This is a genomic window from Neorhizobium sp. AL 9.2.2, assembly GCF_013317225.1.
Classification (GTDB): Bacteria; Pseudomonadota; Alphaproteobacteria; order Rhizobiales; family Rhizobiaceae; genus Neorhizobium; species Neorhizobium soli.
Genome location: NZ_JAALXU010000007.1, coordinates 145,306 through 168,433, shown reverse-complemented (window position 1 = coordinate 168,433; position 23,128 = coordinate 145,306). Strand labels below are relative to the sequence as shown.

25 protein-coding genes are annotated in these 23,128 nt (G+C 61.9%); 8 read left to right on the top strand and 17 right to left on the bottom strand.

Features of this window, described 5'->3' with window-relative positions; genetic code table 11:
- Positions 1-10 precede the first annotated feature (10 nt).
- Together hisC and G6K99_RS15730 are read left to right on the top strand one after the other, a co-directional pair.
- Positions 11-1,114, top strand: coding sequence for a histidinol-phosphate transaminase (gene hisC / locus G6K99_RS15735; RefSeq protein WP_062461759.1), 1,104 nt, complete (start codon positions 11-13; stop codon positions 1,112-1,114).
- 16 nt (positions 1,115-1,130) lie between these two features.
- Positions 1,131-2,063 carry a prephenate/arogenate dehydrogenase family protein gene (locus G6K99_RS15730; RefSeq protein ID WP_371816219.1) on the top strand — a complete coding sequence of 311 codons (933 nt, stop codon included), beginning with the start codon at positions 1,131-1,133 and terminating at the stop codon, positions 2,061-2,063.
- A gap of 15 nt (positions 2,064-2,078) precedes the next feature.
- Here the strand turns inward: G6K99_RS15730 and G6K99_RS15725 are convergent, their stop codons facing one another.
- Entirely contained in the window at positions 2,079-3,083 is a 1,005-nt protein-coding gene (locus G6K99_RS15725; RefSeq protein WP_174197108.1) for a DUF2125 domain-containing protein, read from the bottom strand.
- A 53-nt stretch (positions 3,084-3,136) separates the two neighbouring features.
- Here G6K99_RS15725 and G6K99_RS15720 point away from each other — a divergent pair, with 53 nt between their 5' ends.
- A complete protein-coding gene (locus G6K99_RS15720; RefSeq protein WP_092660949.1) occupies positions 3,137-3,655 on the top strand; it encodes a gamma-glutamylcyclotransferase in 519 nt (172 codons plus the stop codon).
- Between the two features lie 10 nt (positions 3,656-3,665).
- On the opposite strand, the gene G6K99_RS15715 is transcribed toward G6K99_RS15720, so the two are convergent.
- From G6K99_RS15715 to ftsE, 4 genes are all read right to left on the bottom strand, one after another.
- Positions 3,666-4,460 carry a 1-acyl-sn-glycerol-3-phosphate acyltransferase gene (locus G6K99_RS15715; RefSeq protein ID WP_174197107.1) on the bottom strand — a complete coding sequence of 265 codons (795 nt, stop codon included), beginning with the start codon at positions 4,458-4,460 and terminating at the stop codon, positions 3,666-3,668.
- 82 nt (positions 4,461-4,542) lie between these two features.
- Positions 4,543-5,277, bottom strand: coding sequence for a YdcF family protein (locus G6K99_RS15710; RefSeq protein WP_062581780.1), 735 nt, complete (start codon positions 5,275-5,277; stop codon positions 4,543-4,545).
- Between the two features lie 73 nt (positions 5,278-5,350).
- Positions 5,351-6,427 (bottom strand): cell division protein FtsX, encoded by a 1,077-nt coding sequence (locus G6K99_RS15705; protein WP_371816218.1) that lies wholly within the window; start codon positions 6,425-6,427, stop codon positions 5,351-5,353.
- Positions 6,420-7,079, bottom strand: a complete 660-nt coding sequence (ftsE, locus tag G6K99_RS15700) for a cell division ATP-binding protein FtsE (RefSeq protein WP_062461741.1) — start codon at positions 7,077-7,079, stop codon at positions 6,420-6,422. Before ftsE ends, G6K99_RS15705 begins: the two co-directional genes overlap by 8 nt.
- 207 nt (positions 7,080-7,286) lie before the next feature.
- On the opposite strand from ftsE, the gene G6K99_RS15695 reads away from it, so the two are divergent.
- The 3 genes from G6K99_RS15695 to G6K99_RS15685 all read left to right on the top strand — a co-directional run bounded on the left by G6K99_RS15695 (position 7,287) and on the right by G6K99_RS15685 (position 9,105).
- Complete coding sequence (locus G6K99_RS15695; RefSeq protein ID WP_174197106.1) at positions 7,287-7,988, top strand: hypothetical protein; 702 nt, start codon at positions 7,287-7,289, stop codon at positions 7,986-7,988.
- A 41-nt stretch (positions 7,989-8,029) separates the two neighbouring features.
- On the top strand, positions 8,030-8,572 hold the full coding sequence (hpt, locus tag G6K99_RS15690; RefSeq protein WP_092659399.1) for a hypoxanthine phosphoribosyltransferase: 543 nt from the start codon (positions 8,030-8,032) through the stop codon (positions 8,570-8,572).
- Between the two features lie 155 nt (positions 8,573-8,727).
- Positions 8,728-9,105: a response regulator gene (locus tag G6K99_RS15685; RefSeq protein ID WP_062462002.1), complete on the top strand. Its 378-nt coding sequence runs from the start codon at positions 8,728-8,730 to the stop codon at positions 9,103-9,105.
- A 16-nt stretch (positions 9,106-9,121) separates the two neighbouring features.
- On the opposite strand, the gene G6K99_RS15680 is transcribed toward G6K99_RS15685, so the two are convergent.
- From G6K99_RS15680 to argH, 4 genes are all read right to left on the bottom strand, one after another.
- The gene (locus tag G6K99_RS15680; RefSeq protein WP_174197105.1) at positions 9,122-11,914 is read right to left on the bottom strand and encodes a TIGR02302 family protein; all 2,793 of its coding nucleotides are present in this window, start codon (positions 11,912-11,914) and stop codon (positions 9,122-9,124) included.
- Between the two features lie 125 nt (positions 11,915-12,039).
- Positions 12,040-13,308, bottom strand: a complete 1,269-nt coding sequence (gene lysA, locus G6K99_RS15675; protein WP_174197104.1) for a diaminopimelate decarboxylase — start codon at positions 13,306-13,308, stop codon at positions 12,040-12,042.
- A gap of 33 nt (positions 13,309-13,341) precedes the next feature.
- Entirely contained in the window at positions 13,342-13,548 is a 207-nt protein-coding gene (locus G6K99_RS15670; protein ID WP_062581790.1) for a lipoprotein, read from the bottom strand.
- 92 nt (positions 13,549-13,640) lie between these two features.
- Positions 13,641-15,041 carry an argininosuccinate lyase gene (gene argH, locus G6K99_RS15665; protein WP_174197103.1) on the bottom strand — a complete coding sequence of 467 codons (1,401 nt, stop codon included), beginning with the start codon at positions 15,039-15,041 and terminating at the stop codon, positions 13,641-13,643.
- Between the two features lie 22 nt (positions 15,042-15,063).
- Between argH and G6K99_RS15660 the strand changes: the two genes are divergently transcribed.
- On the top strand, positions 15,064-15,756 hold the full coding sequence (locus G6K99_RS15660; protein ID WP_174197102.1) for a TlpA disulfide reductase family protein: 693 nt from the start codon (positions 15,064-15,066) through the stop codon (positions 15,754-15,756).
- A 93-nt stretch (positions 15,757-15,849) separates the two neighbouring features.
- On the opposite strand, the gene G6K99_RS15655 is transcribed toward G6K99_RS15660, so the two are convergent.
- The 7 genes from G6K99_RS15655 to G6K99_RS15625 all read right to left on the bottom strand — a co-directional run bounded on the left by G6K99_RS15655 (position 15,850) and on the right by G6K99_RS15625 (position 21,199).
- On the bottom strand, positions 15,850-16,719 hold the full coding sequence (locus G6K99_RS15655) for a 3-hydroxybutyryl-CoA dehydrogenase (RefSeq protein ID WP_082476452.1): 870 nt from the start codon (positions 16,717-16,719) through the stop codon (positions 15,850-15,852).
- A gap of 180 nt (positions 16,720-16,899) precedes the next feature.
- Positions 16,900-17,829, bottom strand: coding sequence for an electron transfer flavoprotein subunit alpha/FixB family protein (locus tag G6K99_RS15650; RefSeq protein ID WP_174197101.1), 930 nt, complete (start codon positions 17,827-17,829; stop codon positions 16,900-16,902).
- Positions 17,830-17,847: 18 nt separating this feature from the next.
- Complete coding sequence (locus tag G6K99_RS15645) at positions 17,848-18,594, bottom strand: electron transfer flavoprotein subunit beta/FixA family protein (protein ID WP_062461709.1); 747 nt, start codon at positions 18,592-18,594, stop codon at positions 17,848-17,850.
- Between the two features lie 140 nt (positions 18,595-18,734).
- Positions 18,735-19,481 (bottom strand): rhomboid family intramembrane serine protease, encoded by a 747-nt coding sequence (locus G6K99_RS15640; protein ID WP_174197100.1) that lies wholly within the window; start codon positions 19,479-19,481, stop codon positions 18,735-18,737.
- A 48-nt stretch (positions 19,482-19,529) separates the two neighbouring features.
- Positions 19,530-20,102 (bottom strand): cob(I)yrinic acid a,c-diamide adenosyltransferase, encoded by a 573-nt coding sequence (locus G6K99_RS15635; RefSeq protein WP_062461703.1) that lies wholly within the window; start codon positions 20,100-20,102, stop codon positions 19,530-19,532.
- A 31-nt stretch (positions 20,103-20,133) separates the two neighbouring features.
- Positions 20,134-20,337 carry a twin transmembrane helix small protein gene (locus G6K99_RS15630; protein ID WP_062461700.1) on the bottom strand — a complete coding sequence of 68 codons (204 nt, stop codon included), beginning with the start codon at positions 20,335-20,337 and terminating at the stop codon, positions 20,134-20,136.
- Positions 20,338-20,365: 28 nt separating this feature from the next.
- On the bottom strand, positions 20,366-21,199 hold the full coding sequence (locus G6K99_RS15625) for an SDR family oxidoreductase (protein ID WP_174197099.1): 834 nt from the start codon (positions 21,197-21,199) through the stop codon (positions 20,366-20,368).
- 109 nt (positions 21,200-21,308) lie between these two features.
- Between G6K99_RS15625 and G6K99_RS15620 the strand changes: the two genes are divergently transcribed.
- Positions 21,309-22,289, top strand: coding sequence for a YihY/virulence factor BrkB family protein (locus tag G6K99_RS15620; RefSeq protein ID WP_244476240.1), 981 nt, complete (start codon positions 21,309-21,311; stop codon positions 22,287-22,289).
- On the opposite strand, the gene gluQRS is transcribed toward G6K99_RS15620, so the two are convergent.
- Positions 22,212-23,111 carry a tRNA glutamyl-Q(34) synthetase GluQRS gene (gene gluQRS / locus G6K99_RS15615; RefSeq protein WP_174197098.1) on the bottom strand — a complete coding sequence of 300 codons (900 nt, stop codon included), beginning with the start codon at positions 23,109-23,111 and terminating at the stop codon, positions 22,212-22,214. The two genes, G6K99_RS15620 and gluQRS, sit on opposite strands and share 78 nt — an antisense overlap.
- Positions 23,112-23,128 lie beyond the last annotated feature (17 nt).

Sequence of the window (23,128 nt, the reverse complement as noted above, 5' to 3'; positions counted from 1 at the left end):
GGTCCAATCGATGAGCATCGTTGCGAGTGAGCCCGTTCCGCGTCCAGGCATTCTGGATATCGCCGCCTATGTGCCCGGCAAGGATCATGCTCCCGGCGTTGCGCGGGTATTCAAGCTCTCGTCCAACGAAACGCCGCTTGGTGCGAGCCCGGCTGCGATCGAAGCCTTTCGCGAGGCGGCCGGTCACCTCGAGCTCTATCCGGATGGCCAGGCCCTGGCGCTGCGCGAAGCAATCGGCTCGGTGCACGGCCTGAACGCTGCCAACATCATCTGCGGCAATGGATCGGATGAGTTGCTCGGCCTGCTTTGCCATGTCTATCTCGGTGCCGGCGACGAGGCGATCATCACCCAGCACGGGTTCCTCGTCTACAAGATCCAGATCACCGGTGCCGGCGCCAAGGCGATCGAAGTGCCGGAAAAGGATTGCACCGTCGATGTCGATGCGATCCTCGCCGCTGTCACGGACAAGACGAAGATGGTGTTCATCGCCAATCCGGGCAATCCGACCGGCACCTATGTCCCGGTTTCCGACATCCGCCGCCTGCATGCCGGTCTGCCGAAAAGCGTCATCCTGGTTCTCGATGCGGCCTATGCGGAATATGTGAAGAAGAACGATTACGAGGCCGGTCTTGAGCTGGTCTCGAACAGCAAGAACGTCGTGATGTGCCGGACCTTCTCGAAGGCCTACGGTCTTGCGGCGCTGCGGATCGGCTGGATGTATGGCCCGGCCGCGATCCTCGATGCGCTCAACCGCGTTCGCGGACCGTTCAACCTGAATGCGCCGGCGATTGCCGCAGGTGCTGCGGCCATCCGCGATCGGGCTTTCGTCGAGAAGGCTGTCGAGCACAACACGCTCTGGCTCGACAAGCTGACCCACGCATTCGAAACGCTCGGCCTCAAGGTGACGCCGTCGGTCACCAATTTCGTGCTGATCCATTTCCCCGATGTGGACGGCAAGCGTGCGCCGGATGCCGATGCCTTCCTCACCAGCCGCGGCTATATCCTGCGGGTCGTCAAGGGCTATGGCCTGCCGAACGCGCTGCGCATGACGATCGGCTCGGAAGAAGCCAATCGCGGCGTCATCGAAACGCTCGGCGAATTTCTGGCACGCTGACAGCAACGGGACCGACATCATGACCCATCCGCAGTTCGATCGGATCGCTCTGATCGGCATCGGCCTGATCGGCTCATCTATTGCGCGCGACGTGAAGGAGCTCGGGCTCGCCAATCACGTCGTCATCTCGACACGCAGTAGCGAGACGCTGAAGCGGGCGGAAGAGCTGGAGCTTGGCACGGAATACACAGCCTCTGCAGCCGATGCGGTGAAGGATGCCGACCTCGTCATCGTCTCCGTTCCTGTCGGTGCGTCTGAAGCGGTCGCCAAGCAGATCGCGGGCAGCCTCAAGCCGGGCGCGATCGTCACCGATGTCGGCTCGACCAAGGCGTCTGTCATCGCGCAGATGGCGCCGCATATGCCTGATGGCGTGCATTTCATTCCCGGTCACCCGCTGGCCGGCACCGAGAAGTCCGGTCCGGATGCGGGCTTTCCGGGTCTGTTTCGCGATCGCTGGTGCATCTTCACGCCGCTGCCGGACACAGATCAGGCGGCGCTCGACCAGTTGAAGGCCTTCTGGGTGGCGCTCGGCTCGCGCATCGACGAGATGGATCCCGAACACCACGACAAGGTGCTCGCCATCGTTTCGCATCTGCCGCATATCATCGCCTACAACATCGTCGGCACGGCGGATGATCTGGAAACGGTCACCGAATCGGAAGTCATCAAGTATTCCGCCTCCGGTTTCCGCGATTTCACGCGTCTTGCGGCCTCCGATCCCACCATGTGGCGGGACGTCTGCCTGCACAACAAGGATGCGATCCTGGAAATGCTGGCCCGGTTTTCGGAAGATCTGGCCTACCTGCAGCGCGCGATCCGCTGGGGCGAGGGCGACAAGCTGTTCGAACTCTTCAGCCGCACCCGCACCATTCGCCGCTCCATCATTCAGGCCGGGCAGGATGTTGACGCGCCGGACTTTGGCCGGCACGCACTCGATGTGAAGAAATAAGCAGGTCTGTCTGCACTAGATCCGCGGAATTTCGCCGATCTGGATCAGCCCGCCCGCCAGAACTTTGCCGCGCCGGATGGTGATGTCGAGTGAGGCGTTTTCACCACCTCCAAGCGCTGCCAGCATGTTTGCCGCGGTCTTGATGGTCGATGCGAGATCCGGAAACACTTCGCCGAGGCTCTGCTGCCACGCGTCGATCTTTTCCACGCGCAGTTTGAGCTTGCCTGACATGCGCCCTTCGTCATCGAAGGAGAAGGGGCCGGAGATAGTGGCAACCCGTCCCTCGCCAAGATCGGCCTTCAGGGAACGAAGCTCGCCCTTGGTATTGTAGAGTGCCGTGCCGTTCGGATCGCTGCCGTCGATCATGCCGGCGCGACCGGCAAGCGTCACGTCCACGAGAGCGTTGAGCTTGGGCAGAAGCTCTGCCACGCCCTCGGCTGTCGTCGAGGTGCCGTCGAGCGAGATCGCGGCATCGAGATCGTCGCCGTTCTGGCGCAGATGGATTTCCGTCCGGTCGGTGGTGATGTCGAAGGGCTGGGTGTTCGTCACGGAAACGACGCTTGCGCGCGAGCCCTCGATGACCATCGACGCCCGCTCGACGCCTTTCAGCTTGGCAGCGATACTGGATTGCAGCGATTTCCAGGTGGTGGATACGGAGAAGCCATGGCTGGTGCGGACTTCAGAGGGTGCGTCGAGTTCCCAGACGATGTGACCAGGCGCATAGACCTGGGCTGCCGAGCGCAAAGCGCCGAACGTGCCCGAAATGCCGTTTTCACGGTCATCCACCGTCACCTTGGAGCAAAACAGGCCTATACGGAAAGGATAGCCGCGATATTCGGCATCGGTGCATTCGGCGACGATGCCGCGCTTCTGCTGGCTACCCAGCAGTGCCAGCGTGTTCTGTTTCAGAACCGATGCGGCATAGAACCAGCCTGCCGTATAAAGGGCTATCGCCAGAATGACGGCACTCGCCAGGATCCATAGTTTTCTGCTGACGCCGCTTCGGCTTGACGCTGCCATGTTGTTCTCCCAAAGGTCTTTTCGCAAATCTCGATGACGGCATGGCGTGCGATATGGACGAATTTTGGGTGTTTGGCTACGGATCGCTGATGTGGAACCCGGGCTTTCCGTTCGAAGAGAAGGCGCAGGCCCGCGTTTACGGCTTTCGCCGGTCGCTGTGCATCTGGTCGACAGTGCACCGTGGAACGCCGGATCGTCCGGGTCTGGTCATGGGGCTCGATCGTGGCGGATCGTGCAGGGGCGCGGCCTTCCGGGTAGCTGGCGGCGAATGGGACGATGCGATCGAGTATCTGCGTCGTCGCGAACTTGTCACCAATGTCTATCTCGAAAAGATCGTGCCGATCACGCTGATGGACGGGCGGCAGGTGAAGGCCGTCACCTATGTCGTCGATCGTTCGCACCGGCAATATGCCGGTGCGATGGATGTCGAGAAAGCAGCTGGCATCGTGCGTCACGCGGCCGGCCAGTCCGGCCCCAACGATGCCTATGTGTTCAACACCGTCGAGCATCTCGCCCAGATCGGTATTCGCGACCTGTGGCTGGAAGGGGTTGCCGCAGCGCTTGCGGCCTGAAGTTCCCCGCTCAAACCGGCGTTTGTTGCGCTTTCAGTTCCGCCAGACGTTTCGACGCCGTCGGAGGCAGCGGCACATGCGGGTTCGCCGCAACGGTCTCGACCAGCAGCTGATCGCTTGCCGTTTCCAGCGTTTCGATCAGGTGCTTGTAGAAGGCATCCGGCTGCATTCCCGGCTGGATGGCTGGCAGGATCCGGACCTTGAAATGGCCCGGATATTTCACCAGCTTGCGGCGTCCCCAGAACAGCCCCCAATGGGCGACGACCGGGACGACCGGAACCTTCGCATCGCGATAGATGCGGGCAATGCCGTAGCGATAGTCCGGCTCGGCGCCAGGCGAGCGACGGGTTCCCTCAGGGTAGATGATCAGCTGGCGGCCGCTTTCCATCTCTTCCTTGGTGCGCTTCATCACCTCGACCATGACCTTGCCGCGGGCACCGCGGTTAACCGGGATCATCCGCTGCCTGGCCAGATACCATCCGAACAGCGGGATCCACAGAAGCTCGCGCTTCAGGATATAGACCGGGTCGGGATAGTGGGGCATCAGCGCAAAGGTGTCCCACACAGACTGGTGCTTGGGCGTAAAGATGCAGCCGCCTTCCGGAATATTCTCGAGCCCCTCGATTTCGAAGGTCGCGCCGACAATCTTGCCCATCAACCAGTTGCTGGATGAAGCCCAGCCCTTGGGGACGCTGAAGGCGGCCTTTCGCGAAGCCAGGAAGTAGTAGGGAGCAAACACGATCATCCGCAGGATCATGTTGGCGTAGAAGGCGGTATTGAACACGACGGAGCGGATGAGAAGCATGGAGCGGGCTTTCTTGCAGACTGCCCGTTGCCTACACGAGAACTCGAGCGGACAAAAGCGCGAGATCGACGGCCTGCTCAGATCAGGGAGATTTTTTCGGCACCGACCCGGTCGGATCGCCGTCGGTTCGAAGCCCGCTGCCCTTCTGCATGCCCACCCAGTCGCGAATGGTTGCCAGCACCACCTTGACGTATTCCGACAGCATCGTGCGCAGAGTATCCGGCTCGGCGAACCAGGCGCGGCGAGCGAGATCTGCATTGATGACCGGATAGGGAATGAATTCCGTCGCGGGATCTGCGCGGCGCAGTTCGTGCAGACTGCGTAGCATGTGGTAGTTGTTGGTCACGACGAGCACGGATTTGTAGTCGTTGTCGTGGATCCAGCGCGAGATCTCGTTGGCATTGCCGATCGTATCGATCGCATCATAGCCGATATCGACGCAGCACTTGAAGAGATCGGGCGAGGCCTGCGTGACCTTGCGGATCTGCGTCGGCGTGGTGGATGGATGCGCGCCGGAAATCAGAAGCCGCCTGCCGGCCCCGTCGCGCAGCAGACCGAGCGCCTGTTCTATGCGCAGATATCCACCTGTCAGAACAACGATTGCATCGGCCTTGACGCCATCGGGCGCTCGCAACGATGTGACCGCGTCCGCGAACCAGAGGAAACCGCCGACGACGATCGCAACGCAGATGAACGCCACCATGACGATCCGTCTTGCTATTCGTCTAAACGTGCTCCGGCGCGAGAGCAAAGCCCTTCGTCTCCGGTCCGAAGTCCGGTCGTCCGTCACATCGGGAGGGGTCTGGCCGAGTGTCATGATTTCGTTGATAGACCTAGATTTCGTTGTCGCCTAGCCCCACAACGGGTTCACTTCAAAAAACACGTGCGGGTTATGATTTCGGCGCGCCATCCGCCCGTGCCGGATCGGAGCGGATCAGGTCGATCTCGTCGATGGTTTTCATCACCGTCAGGCGGGCGGTCAGCGTCGTCAGAAGGGCGATCACCAGGATCGTCGCGAAGATCCCGAGATAGCCGCCGAAGCCGATCGTGAAGGATCCGAACAGGGCGGTCGCCTGCTCGCTCTGGGGCGTCGCGCGCGAATTCGACTGCCACAGATTGGCGGCCGCAAACAGCAGTGCCGCCAGCGCGCCGCCGGCTGCCGATCCCTTGATGCTGATCTTCAGGAAATGCTTCTGGAATTCGCGGGCGACGAAACCGCTTTCGGCGCCGACGAAATGCAGGACTTCGATGATATGCCGGTTGCCGGACAGGGCGCCGCGGGTGGCAAACACGACGGTCAGGATCATCGCGGTAAAGACGAGGATCAGCACACCCATGCCGATCAACACGGTGGTGCGTGCCATCGAGACCAGCCGGTCCACCCAGGTGCGGTGGTCATCGAGAAAAGCTTGCGGCACTTCGGTCTTCAGGAGGTCGCGCATGGCTGCGAAATCGGGCGGGTTCTGCTCGTCGATCGTGATGATCACCAGCCGAGGCACGGGCAGGTCGGCAAGGTCGAGGCCGGTGCCGAGCCAAGGTTCCAGCAGCCGGGCAGTGGCGCTGTCATCCATGATCGTGCCGTCCCGGGTGCCGACAAAGGTCAGTGCGACATCGCGCGCCTTCTTCAGCGCCGCATCCATGTCGAGGCCATCGTCCGGCTTGATCTGGATGGTGATTTCGCGGGCGATCTCGCTCTGCCAGCCGGCCGCGGTGGCGCGCACCATGCTGACCCCGCCGAGCGTCAGGCATGCGAGGAAGGCCATGATGGCGATCACCACCATCAGCGCATTGCCCTGGATATTGGAGGGAGGCAGGATCGGGGCCGTCGGGCGCACGCGCATCGAGGCGCGGCGCGGACCCTGGTCGTTCGCTGTCTCGGCGCCTTTCTCCTGCCAAGCGTTTGCCGGTGCCGGGGCTTTCTCCGTCTTAGCCGGTTTGGTCTTCTTGGGAGGGCGCGGCTCATTCATAGATATCAAGCCGCCCTTCGGTGAGGATCATCCGCCGTGCATCGACCTGATCCATCAGCGCCAGATCGTGCGTCGCGATGACGACGGCGGTGCCGAGCCGGTTGAGCTCGAGGAACAGGCTGAGCAGCCGGCGGGCCATGGGCGGGTCGACATTGCCGGTGGGTTCGTCGGCGAGCAGGATTTCCGGACGGTCCATCAGCGCACGGGCAATCGCCGCACGCTGCTTTTCGCCGCCTGAAAGCACCGCGGGCAGCACATTGATGCGCTCGCCGAGGCCGACCCATTTGAGGAGCTCGATCACATCATTGCGATAGGAAGCCTCGTCCTTGCCGCGCACACGGAGCGGCAGGGCGACGTTCTCATAGGTGGTCAGATGGTCGAGCAGGCGAAAGTCCTGATAGACGATGCCGATTCGCCGGCGCAGCATCGGCAGCTCGCTGCGAGGGATCTGCGACAGCTCACGGCCGAACATGCGGATGATGCCGCGGGTGGGGTAGAGCGAGGTGAACAGCAGGCGCAGAAGCGTCGTCTTGCCGGCACCGGACGGGCCGGTCAGGAACTGAAATGACCGTTTCGGGATGTCGAACGTCATGTCCCGGAGAATCTCCGGGCCCATTCCATATCGCAACCCAACATTTTCGAAATGAATCAACGGAAGACCAAATCCCTGAACCCTTCAGATTCGCACCTGACCATCTCTTAACGATGAAGGTAAACGAAAGGTAAAGCGCCGGTCAAAAAGGGCTTATTTCGGGCGCTGTTTGCAAACGGTTAACCAATCGAATTTACGACTAGGGGGGATTCGTTTCAATGGCCGCCTCTTTCGATATCGGGGGACAAGCGGCGCCGAAGAGGTCCGATGAACACGTTCAGCAGCCGCGCCGGCAAGACGATTGTCCGCATGGACATCCTGCCGCCCGAAATCACAACAGGCCCCAAGGGCCGGGTGAAGGCGCGTGGACCCGTGGTCGATGCGCAGTTCGTGCCCGTGACTGATGGCGGGTGGCAGCGGTCCAGACCGCGTTCGCACAACGACAATTCAGACAACAGGACCAAGAACCGGGCGACCGGCAAGCCTGCAGAGAGGGTGAGGTCCGGTGCTCCGGCCTCGGTGCCGAATGGCTTCGTCGGCAAGGTCGAGCGCGTGCTGAATACGCTTTCCGCCGATCTGTTCTGCGCTCTTGTGGCTGCCGCTTTCGTGCTGGTGTTTGCGAGTGCCGGCGGCTTCTCGTTCCTGTTCAACGAAAGCGGAGATGCCCAAGCCGAGCCATCGCTCGATATCACTCACATCACCATGACGCCACGCGATGCGGATGGCATGCGGGTTCTACTGATCAACGGAATCGTCGAGAACCGGACCAGTGACGCAAAGACCATGCCCGCGATCCGGGCCGAATTCATGGCCGGCGGCACGCTGGTCGCCTCGACATTGATTGCCCCGCCGGCTTCCGCCATTGCTGCCGGCCACAGCCGCGGGTTTTCTGCGCGGGTGCCGCATCCCGGCGGAAAACTCCCGGATTTGCGCCTGACCTTTGCGGAACGGGATGCGTCCCGCCTCTGATTGTGCTATCGCGGCGCTTCCGATCTATCAGGAGTATCCGTATGCCCGTCGTCCGCGGCAAAAACATCGAGCCGCTTTTCACTGCCGAACAGATCGCCGTGCGCAATCACCAAATCGCAGCGCAGATCGCGACCGGTCCCACGAAGGATCTGCTCGTCATCGCCGTCCTCAAGGGCTCGTTCATTTTCGCAGCGGATCTTCTGCGCGCGCTGCATGAGACGGGCCTTGCACCGGAAGTGGAGTTCATCACACTTTCGAGCTACGGCACCGGCACGGTCTCGCAGGGCGTTCGCATCGTCAAGGATATCGACAGCGACGTGAAGGACCGCGATGTTCTTCTGATCGACGACATCCTGGAATCCGGCCGCACGCTGAAATTCGCCAAGGAACTGCTCTATGAGCGCGGCGCCCGCCATGTTTCGCTGGCCGTTCTTCTCGACAAGAAGGTGAAGCGCAAGGAAGAGCTTGAGGCGGATTACGTCGGCTTCGAATGCCCCGACTACTTCGTCGTCGGCTACGGCATGGACGTCGCCTACGCGTTCCGCGAACTGCCTTTCGTCGGCGTCGTGACTGGCGACGCGTGAGTTGATTTTGGTTCGGATGGGGGCAGAAATCTGCCGCCATCCGGTCGCAAGGTGTTAACCATGGCGCGGTTTGAGCCTCGCCTGTTTACTCCTCGACAACCAAACTCTGGTGAATTGCTCCCGGATTGATACACAAAATGGGAGCGATGATCGCTATGGCCAAGATCCTGATTACCGAGGATGAACACACGTTGCGCATGTTTGTTGCGCGCGCTCTCCGGATGGATGGCCATGAGACGCATGAGGCCGGCGATGGCGCCGAAGGCCTCGAAAAGCTCGAGCAGGGCGCGTTCGATCTTCTGCTTTCCGACATACGCATGCCTGTCATGGATGGCATTGCGCTGGCGCACGAAGCCGCCGCCCAGTATCCCGACATGAAGATCCTGCTGATGACCGGCTATGCCGAACAGCGCGAACGCGCCGATGACCTGTCGTCGAAGATCGTCGATGTGGTGCAGAAGCCTTTCGCATTGCCAGAAATCCGCAAGGCTGTCGCCATGGCGCTTGCCGTGCAGACTTCCTGCGCGGCCTGATCTCTCGCAGGTGGATTTAGCGGATCTCGAGCAGCCGCTCGAGATACTGCCGCTCGGCATCGCCTGATAGGGCGTTGCCCAGCTTCTCGCGGATCGCATCGAGGATCTCGCGGGCGCGCTGCACGTCGATTTCGTCGGGCACCTTCACCTGATCGCCAAAGTCCGGACCTGACGTCGCACGCGGGCGCCCTAGGGGATCGCGACCGTTCTGGCCGCCTTGGTTGGCCATGCCCTGTCCCTGGCCGTCCTGCTGGCCTTCGCCTTGGCCCTGGCCCTGCTGCATCGCCTGCATCATCTGCTGCATCATGCTCTGGGCGCCTTGGCGAAGCGCGTTAAGTGCGTTGCCCTGGCCTTCGACGGCCTGTTCGCCCTGGCCGTCACCGAGCGCCTTGCCGGCGCTGCCCATTTCACTCTGGGCTTCCCCGAAGCCTTGGCCTGGATCCATGCCCATGCCCTTCAGCGCCTGCTGTAGCTCACCCAGCTGTTTGCCGAGGCCTTCCTGCTGGGCACGCAGGTTCTTCAGCGCCTCACGCAGCTGCTCGGCTGTCATCTGGTCGGTATTCTGTTCGCCGCCCTGGCCGTTCTGGCCCTGACCTTGCTGGCCCTGCTGCCCGCGCTGTGCCTGCTGGCCTTGCTGACCCGGTTGGCCATTCTGGCCCTGCTGCTGCTCGCCCTGTTCGCCGCTCTGCGGATCGGGGTCGCCGCGCTGCATGCGATCACGCAATGCCTGGTCCAGCTTGAATGTCTGGTCCATCAGCCGCTGCTGTTCCTGCATGATCTGGCCGAGCTTGTCGATCTGCTGGCGCATCTGGCTGTTTTGCTGCTGCTGCTGGCCCTGCTGACCGCGCTGCGGGCGTCCGGCCTGCAGGTTGTTCATCATCCGCTGCATCTGCGACAGCATCTCCTTGGCCGCGTCACGATTGCCGGATCGAGCGAGGTTTTCGATCTGGTCCATCATGTTCTGCAGGTCGCGCTGGCGAATGACATTCTGCGCCTGCATGTTCTGCTGGCCCGGCGGTGCGTTTTGCATGCGCTGCGCGAGCTCGTTCATAAACTGCTGCATCGCCTCGCGCAGTTCCTTCATGAGGGCAGCGATTTCCTGATCCCCGGCACCTTTCTCGAGCGCGTCCGACAGATTGCGCTGGGCATCGCGCAAACGGCGTTCGGCGGCGGAAAGATCGCCGTCCTCGATGCCGAGCGCGATTTCCCAGAGGTAGTCGGCGGCGTCCTTCAGCTGTTCCTCGTTGCGGGCAATCTTCATGCGCTCGCGGGCCGAGCGGATTGCCAGGAAGTGGCCAAGGTTCGGAATGGTCTCGTCGGGACGGATCGCCAGCGCGTCGTTGAGCTCGATCGCGCGCGGCACCTGGCGCGTGTCGAGCGCGAAAACCTGGCGCTGTTCGGCAACGGCTGCCGCCAGCGGTTCCGAGAAGCCGCGGCCCGGCATTACCATTTCATGGGCGGGGCTGCGGCCGGTCTGGCCTGCGCCGTCCTTGGCAATCAACGTAATCCTGACCCGCTTTCCGGCCAGCGGATGCTCGACCAGGCTACGGCTGGTCAGTGCCTTCACCTCCTGGCCGCGGTTCTGGCGCGGCAGGTCGAGGCGGTATTCTGGCGCCGGGTAAAGCGGCGTGGCCGCCGGGTCGACAGGGCCGACAGGCTCGATCAGCGCATGGGCTTCCCGAATGCCGTAATCATCCTTGCCGCGGAAACCGATTTCCAGCGCGCCATTGACGGACCGCTTCGGCTGGCCGTCGAAGGCGATCTCCGGCGGCCGGTCGGGAATGACGTCGAAGGTCCATGTCTGGCCATTGACGGTGAGTTCGCCGCTTTCGTCCACGTTGAAGGCGTAGCTGCGCGGCGGCACAGTCTGTGCGGTCTGCGGCTGTTTGACGGGTGGCTGCGGCTTGGCCTGCTGGCCCTCGGGCAATGGCGTGCCTGGTGCCTTACCTTGTGCCTGCTTGCTTGCGTCTTCAGCCGCCTTGCGCGCTTCCTCGGTGATCAGCGTCAGCGGCTCTCCGCCGGATTTCGGCGTGAAGACGACCGCTTCCTCGCCCTCGCCACCGGTTACTCGCACGGTCAGGCCGGAATTCTGCGGCACAGATGCCGTGTTGCCGGCCGTATCGCCCGCGGCTGCGGGCGCCGTGTCGCGGCCGGTCAAGAATATCGGGGCGCGGCCGGTGTAGGATGGTGGTGTCAGCCAGGCGTCGATGCGAAGGTCTGGGTTGGTACTTGCAGCCAGTGGTGCCGGACGGAAGGCGTCTGCGGGCGAACCGCCGCCGTTCGAGAAGGAATAGCCGAGCGCCACGGCAAACATGAGCGCCGGTACGGCGCGGAGCGCGAACCGGTCATGGCTGGCAATATCGGGCCGCGGCATGCCCGTATCGAGCGCCGCGATCCGCTCGGCCATGCGGATCTGGTGTTCTTTCCAGAGCGCGCGGGCAAACGGTGTCTCGAATGCCGGCTGGTCTTCCTGCACGGCGACGGGCTGGTGGGGCAGGCCATTGCGCTCTTCCAGCAACCGGTCCGCATCGGCAGCATCGGGCCAGCGAAGCCCCGCCAAGGGAAGGAGAGAGGTCAGGAACGCAAAGGTGAAAAACCCGAGCAGGATCCAGCGCAGCAGATCAGGCGTGACGCGGAAAAGGCCGAACCAGGAGACGGAGAAGAATAGTGCTACGACCGCGAGCGGGGCCAGAAGCTTCGGCAGAAGGCGTTCGGAAAACAGCACGAAACGGGCAAACGACCGTTTCACCGCGACGCGTCTTGCGAGCGCCGGATGTGTTTCGAAAGCACCTTTGCGGATCAAGCTCATGCGGTCCGTCTCCGATCGTGGCGGCCCAAATCAAGCTATCAACATAACAATGTTTGTGGCGAAGACGAGGGCGGCGACATGCCGGCCCCGATATTTACAGGCGGTTTGCCGCAAAAGTGAACGTTCTAGCCAAGCCAGGCAGGCACGGAATCCAGTCCGATCAGGTCCTCGTAGGAGCCGCGCGGGCGGATCACATGGAACTCCGAGCCCTTCACCAGCACTTCCGGCACCAGCAGGCGGGAATTGTAGGTGCCGGCCTGCACGGCGCCATAGGCACCGGCAGAACCGACGGCGATCAGGTCGCCGGGCTTCGGTTCGGCCATCTCGCGGTCGAGCGCCAGATAGTCTCCGGTCTCGCAGACGGGACCGACAACATCGCCCTTGATTCGTGGCGCATCGGCCGGCGGCACCACGACGGGGCGGATCGAGTGGTAGGCTTCGTAGAGCGTCGGGCGGATCAGGTCGTTCATCGCGCCGTCGACGATCACGAAGGTCTTTTCGCCGCCATCCTTCACATAGATGACCTCGGTCACCAGAATGCCGGCATTGCCGACGATCAGGCGGCCGGGTTCGGTGACGATCTTGCAGTCGAGCGTGCGCAGCTGCCGCTTGATCGTTTCCGCATAGGCGTCCGGCAGCGGCGGCGGAGTGTTGTCGTCCTTGTAGGGAATGCCGAGACCACCGCCGACATCGACGTGGCTGATCGTGTGGCCATCGCCGCGCAGCAGATCCACCAGGGCGCGCAGCAGCCGGTAGGCATCCTCGAACGGCTGAAGCTCGGTGATCTGGCTGCCGATATGCATGTCGATGCCGGTGACTTCGATGCCGGGAAGCGTTGCCGCATGGGCATAGACGGCGCGGGCCCGGTCATAGGCGATTCCGAACTTGTTTTCCTTCTTGCCCGTCGAAATCTTGGCATGGGTGCCCGCATCCACATCCGGGTTGATGCGGAAGGACACATGCGCGCGTTTGCCGACTTTGAGAGCGCGCAGGTTCAGCACTTCCAGTTCCGGCTCGGATTCGACGTTGAAGCAGTAGATGCCGGCCTCGAGCGCCAGATCCATTTCCGCCACGGTCTTGCCGACGCCCGAAAACATGATGCGGGAGGCGGGAATGCCGGCCGCCAGCGCACGCCGCAGTTCGCCGCCCGAGACGACATCGACGCCGGCGCCGAGCTTTGCCAGGGTTTTGAGGACGGCCTGGTTGGAGTTCGCCTTCATGGCGTAGCACACCATCGTGTCCACATCGGAAAACGCCTGCGCGAACACCTTGTAATGGCGCTCCAGCGTGGCGGTCGAATAGACGTAGAATGGCGTGCCGACGGCTTTTGCGATTTCCGGGATGGCGACGTTTTCGGCGTGAAGCACGCCGTCGATGTAATGGAAATGATTCACGTCAAAACTCGGAAAACTGAAGGGGTCTGGAAACTACAGAAGCGGGTCGAGGACGAACGGGCGCTCGGCAACCGGTTCCTTGTTGGCGTCACCGGGTTTGCTGCTCTTGCGGATGTTCTGCTGTTCGACGGGCGTGCTGGGGCGGTCGAGGTCGCCCTTGCGGCCGCAGCCGGCGACAACGAGGCTGACGACGCCCAGGATCAGGCTGACATGGGCGATTTTCACCAGGGATTTCGACATTCTCTTCCTTCTCCGGCACGGTCACGCAGACTTCATAGCGAAGTTCCGCGCGCTTGTGCAGTATCCTTGCCGCTTCATTCGTCGTGCAGGCGTCAGTTTCTCTCGCGCCACCAGGCGATCTGCTTGCGCACCTCGGAGGGAGCCGTACCGCCGAAACTGACGCGGCTGGCAACCGATGCATCCACCGAGAGAACGTCGAAGACCTTGTCGGTGATGGCGGGATTGATCGCCTGCAGTTCTTCAAGCGTGAGTTCGGAGAGGTCGCAGCCCTTTTTCTCCGCCAGCGCCACGGCATGGCCGGTCGCATGATGCGCTTCGCGGAAGGGCAGGCCGACTTCGCGAACCAGCCAGTCGGCAAGATCTGTCGCGGTGGAGAAGCCGGCGCCGGCAGCGGCGCGCATCTTGTCGGCGCGGATGGTCATGTCGCGCATCATGCCGGTCATGGCGGCAATCGCCAGTTCCAGGTTCTCGGCGCAGTCAAATACCTGCTCCTTGTCTTCCTGCATGTCCTTGGAATAGGCGAGCGGCAAACCCTTCATGACGGTCAGCAGCGCGACCAGCGAACCGTTGATGCGGCCGGTCTTGGCGCGCACCAGTTCGGCGGCATCCGGGTTCTTCTTCTGCGGCATGATCGAGGAGCCTGTCGAAAACGCGTCAGACAAGCGCACAAAGCCGAATTGCGGCGTCGACCAGATGACGATTTCTTCCGCAAGACGCGACAGATGCACGGCGCAGATGGCAGCCAGCGACAGGAATTCCAGCGCGAAATCGCGGTCGGAGACGGTGTCGATGGAATTGCGGGTCGGCTCTCGGAAGCCGAGGGCCTTCGCCGTCATGTGGCGGTCGATCGGGTAGGGCGTGCCGGCAAGCGCCGCAGCACCGATCGGGCTTTCGTCGAGATGCTCGATCGCATGGCGAACGCGGGCGCGGTCACGGCCGAACATTTCGACATAGGCCATGCAGTGATGGCCAAAGGTGACGGGCTGTGCCGTCTGCAGATGGGTGAAGCCAGGCATCACAGTATCCGCATGCTCTTCGGCGCGGTCGAGAAACGCGGCGATCAGGGCCGTCAGCATCTTCTCGGTCTTGACGAGCTCTTCCTTGACCCAGAGGCGGAAATCGAGCGCGACCTGGTCGTTGCGGGAACGGGCGGTGTGGAGGCGACCGGCGGCTGGACCGATCAGGTCTGCCAGCCGGGCCTCGATGTTCATGTGAATGTCCTCAAGCTTGCGCGAGAACTGGAACTGTCCGTTTTCGATCTCTGACATGATCGTGTTCAGGCCGGAAACGATCTTGTCTTTATCTTCGTGCGAAATAATGCCTTGTTCCGCCAGCATCGTCGCATGGGCGATCGAACCGCGGATATCCTGGGCGAACAGCTTCTTGTCGAAACCGATCGAGGCATTTATCTCCTCCATGATCGCATCCGGCCCGGAAGCGAAGCGCCCGCCCCACATCTGGTTGGAAGATGTCGCGTCCTTCGTGTCGGCCATGAATTCAGTCCTGGAGTAGTTGATGACGTCCAAAAGACCGCTTGGCCTTCCGTCTGTCCGATTGATCCTGATTGCCGCCGTCCTCGGGATCGTCGCCGGCACTGTCGCCGTATACGTGACGAACATGGGGTCTGGCAATGGTTTGGATGGGGGTTCGGATGGGGGTTCGCAGGCCGCAATGTCCGCGTCAGCCGGGCAATGCGAGGGCTCGGCCGAACTGGCGAAGTCCGTTGGTGTCTTCTCCAAGGGCCAGGTTGCCGCCATGGTCGAGGCGCAGCCGCCGCGTCCGCTCTCCCTGTCCTTCAAGGGACCGGCTGGGCAGGACATGACGACGGCCGATCTCGCCGGCAAAACGGTGCTGCTTAACCTCTGGGCCACCTGGTGCGTGCCCTGCCGCGAAGAGATGCCGGCGCTGAACGGGTTGCAGGCGGCGATGGGTGGCACTGACTTCGAGGTCGTCGCCATCAACATCGATACCGGCAGCGACGAGAAGCCGAAAACTTTTCTTGAAAAGTACAAGATCGACAAGCTCGGCTTCTACCGCGACAGTTCGATGGGCACATTCAACGCCCTGAAAAAGGAAGGCCTCGCCTTCGGCCTCCCGGCAACGCTGATCCTCGACAAGAAGGGCTGCCTGATTGGCGCCATGAACGGCCCCGCCGCATGGGACAGCGACGATGCGAAGGCGCTGGTGACGGCCGCCAAGGGCGCTTGAGGGCTGCGGATGAAGGTGTTGCCCTTCACCTCAGTCGACCCCTTCTAGCGTCCAGTCAAGCGGGTGAGGAGCGAACCGCCACAAGGCTGATCCTTACCGCGTAGGCACTGGAACCTCGCCGCGATAGTCGTAGAAGCCGCGGCCGGATTTGCGGCCGAGCCAGCCGGCTTCGACGTATTTCACGAGAAGCGGGCAGGGGCGGTATTTGCTGTCGGCGAGGCCGTCATGCAGCACCTGCATGATCGACAGGCAGGTATCGAGGCCGATAAAATCGGCAAGCTGCAACGGTCCCATCGGGTGGTTGGCGCCAAGCCTCATCGCCGTATCGATCGCCTCGACCGAGCCGACGCCTTCGTACAGAGTATAGATCGCCTCGTTGATCATCGGCAGCAGGATGCGGTTGACGATGAAGGCGGGGAAATCCTCGGCAACGGTCGCGGTCTTTTCTAGGGCGACCACGTATTCCTTGGCGGCCCGGAAGGTCGGCTCGTCGGTGGCGATGCCGCGCACCAGTTCCACCAGCTTCATCAGCGGCACCGGGTTCATGAAATGGATACCCATGAAGCGCTCGGGCCGGTCGGTCGCGGCGGCAAGCCTGGTAATGGACAGCGACGAGGTGTTGGTGGCGAGAAGCGCCTCGGGTTTGAGAACCGGACAGACCTGCGCATAGATCTTGCGCTTGACGCTTTCGTCTTCGGTCGCGGCTTCGATGACCATGTCCATCGGTGCGAGGTCGTTGACATCGGCGGAGCCGGTGATGCGCGAAAGCGCTGAGTTGCGATCCTCGTCGGAAAGCTTGTTGCTGGAAACCTGGCGGGCGAGGTTGCCGTTGATGGTTGCAAGTGCGCCTTCGATCCGGTCCTTGGAGAGATCATAGATATGCACGTGATAGCCGGCGAGCGCCGAAACATGTGCAATTCCGCAGCCCATCTGGCCTGCGCCGATGACGCCGATATTCTTCATGATCTCACTCGCTCCCTGGGTGCGGTTTTCGCCCGCGTCTCGCATTCATCATAACCGTACGGCGTCTCACAGCAAAATGCCGGGTTGCGTGAGACAGCCCGGCATTTTTCTAGTCTGCTAGCGTGTTTTTTGCCAGCATTTTCGCGTCGCCGAACTGCGGTGCGAAAAAGCCGGTCGGCCTCACAGGGCCTTTTCGAGCTGCGGCAGGATCTCGAAGAGATCACCGACGAGACCGTAGTCGGCCACCTGGAAGATCGGGGCCTCCTCGTCCTTGTTGATCGCAACGATGACCTTGGAATCCTTCATGCCGGCCAGATGCTGGATGGCTCCGGAAATGCCGACAGCGATGTAGAGCTGCGGTGCAACCACCTTGCCGGTCTGGCCGACCTGCCAGTCGTTCGGAGCATAGCCTGCGTCGACCGCTGCGCGCGAAGCGCCAACGGCCGCACCCAGCTTGTCGGCGACGGGCAGGATGACTTCCTGGAACTTCTCGGACGAACCGAGTGCACGGCCACCGGAGATGATGATCTTGGCGGATGCGAGTTCGGGACGGTCCGAGGAGGCGAGTGCATCGGATACGAAGGACGAGACGTCAGGGTTTGCTGCGGCTGCCACGGTTTCCACGGAAGCAGAACCACCTTCGTCCGCTGCCGCGAAGGATGCCGTGCGCACGGTGATCACCTTCTTGGCATCGGTTGCCTGGACGGTCTGGATGGCGTTGCCGGCATAGATCGGGCGACGGAACGTATCAGGCGAAATCACCTCGATGATTTCGGAGACCTGCGCCACATCGAGCAGCGCTGCGACGCGCGGCATGACGTTCTTGGCGGACGCTGTCGCCGAGGACATGATGACGTCGTAGGAGCCGGCCAGCGACACGATAAGTGCTGCAAGCGGTTCGGCAAGGCTGTTGGCAAGGCTTGCGTCGTCTGCAAGCAGGACCTTCGAGACGCCGGAGAGTTTTGCAGCCGCGTCTGCCGCGGCCTGCGCGCCCGAACCGGCGACCAGAACGTGGACGTCGCCACCGATTTGCGAAGCTGCCGTCAGCGCCTTGGCGGTCTGGTCGTTGAGGCTGGCATTGTCGTGTTCTGCCAGAAGAAGAATGGCCATGAGTTTATCTCCCTAAAATCAGATCACACCGGCGGTCTTCAAGGCGCCGACCAGTTCCTCGACAGACTTTACCTTGATACCTGCCTTGCGGCCGCCCGGCTCCTCGGTCTTCAGAACCTTGAGGCGAGGGGCGATATCGACGCCGAAATCGGCTGCCGTCTTCTTGTCGAGCGGCTTCTTCTTCGCCTTCATGATGTTCGGCAAGGAGGCGTAGCGCGGCTCGTTCAGGCGCAGGTCGGTGGTGACGACGGCTGGAAGCTTGACCTCGACAGTCTGCAGGCCGCCATCGACTTCGCGGGTGACCACAGCCTTGTCGGCGGAAAGCTCGATCTTCGAGGCAAAGGTTGCCTGGCCGGTTCCGAGCAATGCCGCCAGCATCTGGCCGGTCTGGTTGGAATCGTCGTCGATCGCCTGCTTGCCGACGATGATCAGGCCCGGCTGTTCGGCGTCGACGACGCCCTTCAGCAGCTTCGCAACGGCAAGCGGTTCGACCGTTTCGTCGGTCTCGATCAGGATCGCCCGATCGGCGCCCATCGCAAGCGCCGTGCGCAGCGTTTCTTCAGCCTTTGCCGGACCGATCGATACGACGATCACTTCCTCGGCCTTGCCGGCCTCTTTCAGGCGCAGGGCTTCCTCGACGGAAATCTCGTCGAACGGGTTCATCGACATCTTGACGTTGGCAAGCTCGACACCGGATCCATCCGGCTTGACGCGGATCTTCACGTTGTAGTCGACGACGCGCTTTACAGGCACCAGGATCTTCATGGGGTCCTTCCTTGACTTTTCTCCAGCCGCAGATTGCGACATTTGCGGCTTATCCATTTGTCAGTGGGCGACATGGATACCCATTTTTGCCCTGATGACAACGTGGATTATCCCATCTGGGTTGCGGTTTTCTCATAGGCCTATTCGGCCGGTCGCGTCTCTTGCGATATGCTCTGCTTGTGCAGCACGGCCTTCGGCGTGACGATCTCGCGGTCGAACAGGGGAACGCCCCGGCGCCGCATCACGATGACGAGTGCGGCGCCCGCCAGAATTCCGCCGACATGCGCGCCCCAGGACACCGCACTATCGGCTTCGAGCCAAAGCATCACGAATTGCTGAACGATCCACAGCGTCAGCGGAATGAAGGCCGGCAGCGGCAGCGGAATTCGAAACAGCACCAGCACCCATACGCGAACGCGCGGATGCAAAAGGAAATAGGCGGCGACGACACCGGAGATGGCGCCCGATGCGCCGATCAGCGGCCCCTCGGACATCGGGCCGACGAGGCCGTGCACCAGCGCGCCGGCTGCGGCACAAAGCAGGTAGAATATCAGGAAGCGCACATGCCCCAGAGCGTCCTCGACATTGTCGCCGAACACCCAGAGAAATAGCATGTTCGATGCAAGGTGCCAGAAATCCAGATGCAGGAAGGCGTAGGTGACGAAGGTCGCGTCTTCCGGGACCAGCACGGCCGAGGGATCGAGCACCGCATAGTCGAAGATGATCGCCGGAATGAAGCCGAGACCGAGCGAGGCGATCTCCGTCGTTTCCGACGGAGCAAGCGTGGTGAACACCCACATGAGTATGTTGGCGGCGATCAGCGAGATCGTCACCCACTGCACACGGATGTATTTCAGCGCGACGGCATCATGCAGCGGAATGAACATGCGTCGCTTCCTCTCCTCCCGTCCGTCGCGCCTTGGTCGCGTTTTTGCCTACCGGTTCTTGCCGGGTACCCACAGAATGTCGGTCCTGCCATTCTCGTTTGCGACGCGGGCGGCGACAAACAGGAAATCCGACAGGCGGTTGATGTATTTGAGCGCTGCCGGGCCGATCGCCTCATGCCTCGAAAGCTCGACCATCAGCCGTTCGGCACGCCGCGATACGGTGCGGGCGAGATGCAGATAGGCGGAAGCCGGCGAACCACCGGGCAGGACGAAGGATTTCAGCGGTTCGAGATCGGCGTTCAGCGTGTCGATTTCGGTTTCGAGACGTGTCGCCTGCGCTTCGATGATCCGCAGAGGCTCGTATTCGGGCTTTTCGCCGGTATCTGGCGTTGCAAGATCGGCACCGAGATCGAACAGGTCGTTCTGGATGCGAAACAGCATCTGGTCGACCTCGCCCATGCCGGCCGTATGAAGCCTTGCCATGCCGATTGTCGAGTTGACCTCGTCGACCGTGCCATAGGCCTCGACCCTGATGTCGTGCTTGTCGCGCCGCGGGCCGGATACCAGTGCTGTCGTCCCGTCGTCGCCGGTGCGCGTGTAGATCTTGTTGAGCTTGACCATGAAGACTGTAATTCCTTAGTTCGGCATTTCTCTAGCTCGGCCGGCCGCCGCCGGTCAGCCAGAGCGTGAACATGATGAGGATGACGGCCACGGCCTGGAGCAGCAGACGCAACTGCATCAGCTTGTTCGACCGGTTGGCATCGGTGCCCTTCACCATGTTGAACAGGCCCTTGATCAGCACGAGCACGACCAGGCCGATGACGATCACGGTCAGAACGGTGGTAAAGGTGGCCATCGAGATTTTGCTTTCCGCTTGCGGGCGATCAGTCGATCCGTTGCATCAATTTGTAGAAGAGCGCTGCCGGCAGGATACGTTTCAGAAACGCGCCCTGCTTGGCCGGCTTCGTCACCAGATAATGTGGCTTCGGGTTGTCGGCGGTCAAGGCATGCTTCAGTACCGTGTGAACGGCGTCCGGACCCAGCTTGTGGCGGTTGACCGGCCCGCTCCCGTCCAGCCGCTGCAATTGCCGCTTGTATTGTTCGGCATGCGGCGAATTGACCAGGTCGATATTCTCTTTGACCTTGGCGAGCGCGTTGGCCGTGAACTGCGTGTCGATCGGTCCGGGCTCGATCAGGCTCACATGGATGCCGCTTCCGTGCAGCTCCATCCGCATCGTCACGGTCAGACCTTCCAGCGCGAATTTCGAGGCCGTGTAGGCGCCGCGGTAGCGGTAGGGAACGATGCCGAGAATCGAGGAGCAGTTGACGATGCGTCCATGGCCCTGTCTCCGCATCACGGGGATGATGCGGGTTGTCAGGTCATGCCAGCCGAACAGATTGGTCTCGAACTGGAGACGCAGCACGTCGGTCGAAAGGTCTTCGACAGCGCCGGGCTGACCATAGGCGCCATTGTTGAAGAGCGCGTCTATGCGGCCGCCGGTGCGCGCGAGAACGGTGTCGACGAGAGCCTCGATCGTCTCAGGCTTGGTGTAGTCCATCAGCAGGGCTTCGATGCCGTCCTCATCCAGCACTGCCAGATCGGCTTCTTTGCGCACGGTCGCGAACACCCGCCATCCCTCGGATTTCAGCGCGCGCACACAATGAGCGCCGATCCCTGAGGAACAGCCTGTCACGATAATCGTTCTTCCGTCTGTCATGCCGATTGCATACCGTTAAGGTCTCTCTGTACAAGTTGCCGCCTACCTTCCATATTTCGCCACAAGCCTCAACTGATCCTGCACTTAAGCTCCTAGGGAGATGTCGTCTTTGGAAGAAAACTCCCCGGTCAGGTGGCCGAGACTGGCGTTCAAGGTGCTTTGGGATGCCTATTGGCATTTCTCGGAGGATGATGGGTGGGCGATGGCGAGCCACGTTGCGCTGTCGGGGCTACTGGCGCTGTTCCCATTCCTGATCTTCGGCACGGCACTTGCCGGCTTTCTCGGTGCAGGCGGGTTTTCGCAGACGACTGTACATCTCCTGTTCGATACATGGCCGGCCGATGTCGCCGATCCGATCGCGTCTGAACTGCAGCGGGTGCTGGAAATTCCGCGCGGCGGGTTGCTGACCGTGTCGGTGCTGGCCGCTGCATACTTTGCGTCGAACGGCGTCGAGGCGCTGCGCATCTCGCTCAACCGCGCCTACCGTGTTACCGAAACGCGGCCCTGGTATGTGACGCGTCTTGCTAGTTTGGGTTACGTCATCCTGGCGGTGGTGATCTTTGCGGTCATCAGCATTCTTCTGCTGGCGGTGCCCGTCGCATCGCGGTTTGCCCAGACCCGTTTTCCGTGGCTGATCAGCGATCTCAACGCGGCCGCCAACTGGGGTCTCGTCGGCACGGCATTTCTCCTGATGATCGGCCTGCTCGGGTCGCACAAATACCTTCCGGCTGGAGATCGCCGGCTGATCGACATCATGCCGGGTGTGGCGCTGACGGTGCTTTTGTGGACATGCTTCGGCTTCGGTTTCGCGGCCTATCTTTCGACCTTCGCCAATTACGCAGCGACCTATGCGGGTCTGGCGTCGATCATGATCGTGCTGATCTTCCTTTATATGGTGGGCGTGATCTTCATGCTCGGCGCCGAGTTCAATGCGGCGTTGATGAAGTACCGGATCTATTCGGTCTTCTCCCGCGTCCGGAAAGAGCGTCGCCGCCGGGGCGATGCTTCGGCTCTAGCCCTTAAGGCCGAGGAGGCCGCAAATGTTGAGCGGGCTGAGACCCGCGTCGCGCAGGGCCGCAAGCCCGGTTGATCCCTCGCTTTTCGACAGTTTTCGCCCGTCTGTGCCAAGGATCAGCCGATGATGGTGGTAGATCGGCTGCGGCAGGCCGAGCAGTTCCTGCAGAAGCCTGTGAACCGAGGTTGCGTGATAGAGATCCATGCCGCGCACCACGTGGGTAATGCCCTGCGCCGCGTCGTCGACGGTGACGGAGAGATGGTAGCTCGACGGAGCATCGGAGCGCGACAGGACGACATCGCCCCAGGCTGCCGGATCGGCCGGAACGAGCTTTTCGGCGCCGTCGCTTATCTCCCGCCATGTCAAAGCGTCCGAAACTCTCGCCAGCGCCTTGTCCATGTCGAGCCGCCAGCTGTGGCGGAGGCCGCTTTCGATCAGCGTCTTTCGCTCGGTCTCGCTCAGGTACCGGTCATGATCAGGATAGAGCGGTGACCCATCCGGGTCGCGCGGCCATGTCGCGCCATCGCCCTCGAAATCTGCGACCCTTGCCTTCACCTCGCCGCGCGTCATGAAGGCCGGATAGACGAGCCCCATCTCCATCAATTCAGCAAGTGCCTGGCGGTAGGTCTCGAAATGCTCGGACTGGCGGCGCGGCGGTTCTTCCCAGGAAAGGCCAAGCCAGTGAAGGTCGCGGTAGATGGCGTCCTCGTAGTCAGGCGTGCAACGGGCAAGATCGATATCCTCGATCCGCAGCATGAAGCGGCCATTCATGTCCCGGGCCATGTCGTGGTTGAGGATGGCCGAAAGCGCATGGCCGAGATGCAGCAGTCCGTTCGGGCTTGGCGCGAAACGCAGGATTGGTCTATCAGGATTGGTGGCGATTTGGGCGGCTGGCATGCCTCCTTGTGCCATGA